Annotated in this window: 4 protein-coding genes; all 4 read left to right on the plus strand. The window is 75.0% G+C overall.

Annotation, left to right across the window (positions count from 1 at the left end; all coding sequences use genetic code 11):
* Positions 1-226, plus strand: a 226-nt coding sequence (locus tag VFW24_08035) for a hypothetical protein (GenBank protein ID HEX5266709.1), incomplete at its 5' end; no start/stop codon positions are given.
* Positions 227-240: 14 nt separating this feature from the next.
* Positions 241-1,167, plus strand: a complete 927-nt coding sequence (locus VFW24_08040) for an alpha/beta hydrolase (protein ID HEX5266710.1) — start codon at positions 241-243, stop codon at positions 1,165-1,167.
* Entirely contained in the window at positions 1,164-1,688 is a 525-nt protein-coding gene (locus VFW24_08045) for a sulfocyanin-like copper-binding protein (GenBank protein HEX5266711.1), read from the plus strand. Before VFW24_08040 ends, VFW24_08045 begins: the two co-directional genes overlap by 4 nt.
* Before the next feature lie 17 nt (positions 1,689-1,705).
* A partial coding sequence (locus VFW24_08050) for a CoA transferase (GenBank protein HEX5266712.1) occupies positions 1,706-3,579 on the plus strand: 1,874 nt, incomplete at its 3' end.

Raw genomic sequence — 3,579 nt, forward strand, 5'->3', positions numbered from 1 at the left:
CGTGCGCAGCTGCGACCTGGTCCGCCTGGCGGTGCCGACGGCGGAGGCGGCGGCCATGTACGCCCTGAACCTGCCGACGTGGCGGGACGACGACGCCGTCACCAGCCGCTGGACGCCGGAGGAGGTCGACTCCCTGGCCCGCGAGCTCGACGGCCTGCGCCACTCCCCGGTCACCGGGGAGATCACCTGGGGGCTGCGGCAGGTAGTCGCCGAGCGGACGGGCTGATTACCGTCCCCTTGGTGCGCGTACCGGTCCCCGCCTCCTGGAGCCGGGTCGCCACCGCCGACGGCGAGTCGCTGCGGGCCTGGGAGGCGGGACCCGGGGACGCCCCGCCCGTCCTCCTGGTCAGCGGGGCGGGGTCCGACGCCCGGTCCTGGCGGTTGGTGGTGCCGGAGCTGACCGGGGCCGGGGAGGCACCGCCCCTGACCCCGGTCGAGCGGGCCCACGCCGCGTCCCCGTCCCTGGCCGCCGACCACCGCGTGGCCGGCTACGACCAGCGGGGAACCGGCGCCTCGACGGGGACCGTTCCCCCCGACTCGGCGGGGCTGGCGGCCGAGCACGCCCTGGCCGTGGGCCGGGATCTCCTGGGGCCGTCGTTCCACCTCGTCGGCCACTCGCTCGGGGGCATGGCGGCGATTCGGCTGGCCCTCGGCCACCCCGACCGCGTGCTGTCGCTGGTCCTGATCTCGACCTCGGCCGGGGGTCCGGCCCTCGCCATGCCCGACGAGGCGTGGCTGGCCAGCCTCGGGGAAACGCCGGGCGTCGATCCCGTCGAGCGGGCCCGCCAGAACCTGGCGCTGTCGACGGGGAGCGGGTTCCCGGAGCGCCGGCCCGAGCTGTTCTCCCTGCTCGTCGAGGAGATGGTGGCGGCCCCGCCGGCGTCCGCCGAGAGCGGCGCCGCCCAGGCATCGACGTTCCTCACCCACGACGTGACCGGGGAGCTGTCCCGGCTGCACGTTCCGACGCTGGTGGTCTGCGGGACGGAGGACCGGGTGATGCCCCCGCCGAACTCCCGGTACCTCGCCGGGAACATCGCCGGCGCCGAGCTGGTGGAGATCGAAGGGGCGGGCCACGCCCTCGACCTCGAGGTGCCCGAGCGCCTGCGGGACGAGATCGCCCGCCACGTGGCCGGCACCGTCGCCGGGAGCGAGGCGGTGGCGGGATGAGCCGGATCCGGGCGGTGGGCGCGTGGGCGGCCGGCACGGCGGCCGCCGCCGTGCTGGCGGGATGCGGAGGCCAGCCCGCCCCGATGAGCGCCCGCCAGATCCTCCACTTCGACGCCGCCAACCACACCGTCGACGTGACGGCGCGCGCCGCCTACAACGGGGCCAACGGTGAGATGAACTTCGACGGCTACGCCAACGGCCGCCTCACCATCCACATCCCGGTCGGCTGGCTGGTGACCGTCCACTGCGCCAACGACTCCAAGCTCCTGCTGCACTCCTGCGCCGTGGTGTCCGACACCCCGGCCACCCTCGGGACGCGCCCGTTGGCGTTCCCGGAAGCGTCGTCCCCCGACCCGGCCGACGGGTCGCGGCCCAACTCGCCGTCGACCTTCCAGTTCGTGGCCGACCGCACCGGCTCGTACCGCATCGCCTGCCTGGTCCACGGCCACGAGATCGACGGGATGTGGGACCGCCTGGTCGTCTCCAGCGCCCTCAGCCCGTCGGCCTCGGTCGGGCCGTAGGGCTTAGGGTTCCGGGCTTGACCGAGCAGACCGGCAGGGGCGCCCTCCACGGCACCGGCGTCGTCGAGCTCGGCGGGGGCGTAGCCGTGGCGTACTGCGGCAAGCTCCTCGCCGACCAGGGCGCCGAGGTCGTGAAGGTCGAGCCCCCTGAGGGAGACGCCCTGCGGGGGTGGCGGGCGTCCGACCCCGACCGTCGCGCCGCCACGACCACCGCCCTGTTCCGGTACCTCAACACCTCCAAGCGCTCCGTGGTGGCCGGCGAGGACGAGCGGGACGCGCTGGCGCGCCGGGCCGACGTCGTCATCGTGGGCGAGGGAGCCGGCGCACCCGACCCGGCCGAGGGCGCGGTCGTCGTGTCGCTGTCGCCGTTCGGGCCCGACGGCCCCCTGGCCGGCGCGCCGTGGACCGAGCTCACCCTCCAGGGCTGGTGCGGCTCCATCTCGGCCCGGGGCTTCCCCGACCGGCCCCCGCTGCAGCAGGGCGGCCGGGCCGGCGAGTGGCTGGGCGGGGCCACCGGCGCCTTTGCCGCCCTGGCCGGCGTCACCCATCGCGACGCCCACGGGGTGGCGCCCCGCCTCGACGTCTCCCTGCTCGAGGTGATGGCGGTGTGCCTGGTCACCTACCCCACCCTCTACCGGGACTTCACCGGGGCGGCGGCGTCGCTGAGCCAGCGGGGGTCCGACTACCCGTCGGTCGAGCAGTGCAAGGACGGATGGATCGGGCTGTGCCTGTTCAGCGCCCAGCAGTGGGCCGACTTTGCCGTCATGATCGGCCGCCCGGAGCTGGCCGAGGACCCCCGCCTCAACAGCATGGCGGGGCGGGGGCGGAACCGGGACCTGGCCCGGTCGGTGATCGACCCCTGGCTGGCCGACCACACCGCCGCCGAGATCTTCGAGCTCGGGGGGCTGTTCCGGGTGCCGGTGTCCTACGTCGGGAACGGCCGCACCCTGCCGGAGATGGAGCATTTCCGGGAGCGCGGCGTGTTCGTCGAGAACCCGGGCGGCGGCTTCGTCCAGCCCCGGAGCCCGTTCCTGATGTCGGGCACGCCGGTCGCGCCCCTGCGGCCCGCGCCCGATCTGGGAGCGGACACCCAGGCGGTTCTGCGGCAGGTCGGGCCGGCCCCACCCCGCGCCGCCGCGGACGACGGCGGCGGCGGGCGCCGGCCCCTCGCCGGCGTGACCATCCTCGACTTCACCGCCTACTGGTCGGGCCCGGCCGGGACCCACCTGCTCTGCGCCCTCGGCGCCGACGTGGTGAAGATCGAGTCGTTCAAGCGACCGGACGGGATCCGCTTCGGCACCGTGGCCCCTCCCGACCAGAGCGACTGGCTGGAGCGCTCCCCGATCTACCAGGGCGCCAACCCCGGCAAGCGGTCGGTGGCCATCGACATCACCACCCCGGAGGGGCGGGACCTGATCCTGCGCCTGGCGGCACAGAGCGACGGGGTGTGGGAGAACTTCACGCCCCGCGTGATGGGGAACCTCGGTCTCACCTACGAGGAGCTGCGCGCCGTCAACCCGGGGGTGATCATGGTGCGCATCCCCGGCTTCGGGCTCGAAGGACCGTGGCGGGACCACGCCGGCTTTGCCCAGACCATGGAGCAGGTGTCGGGGATGGGATGGCTGACCGGCTACCCCGACCGCAACCCGCTGGTGCGCACGACGTGCGACCCCGCCGCCGGCGTGCACGCCGCCTTCGCCTTCCTGTGCGCCCTGCACCACCGGCGCGGGAGCGGGGACGGGCAGCTGATCGAGATGCCGATGGTGGAGGTGGCGCTGAACATCGCCGCCGAGCAGGTGATCGAGCAGTCTGCCTACGGGAGCCTCCTCGAGCGCGACGCCAACCGGGGCCCGGTCGGGGCACCCCAGGGCGTGTACCCGTGCCGGGGACA

Source organism: Acidimicrobiales bacterium (genome assembly GCA_036273495.1).
GTDB lineage: Bacteria > Actinomycetota > Acidimicrobiia > Acidimicrobiales > JAJPHE01 > DASSEU01.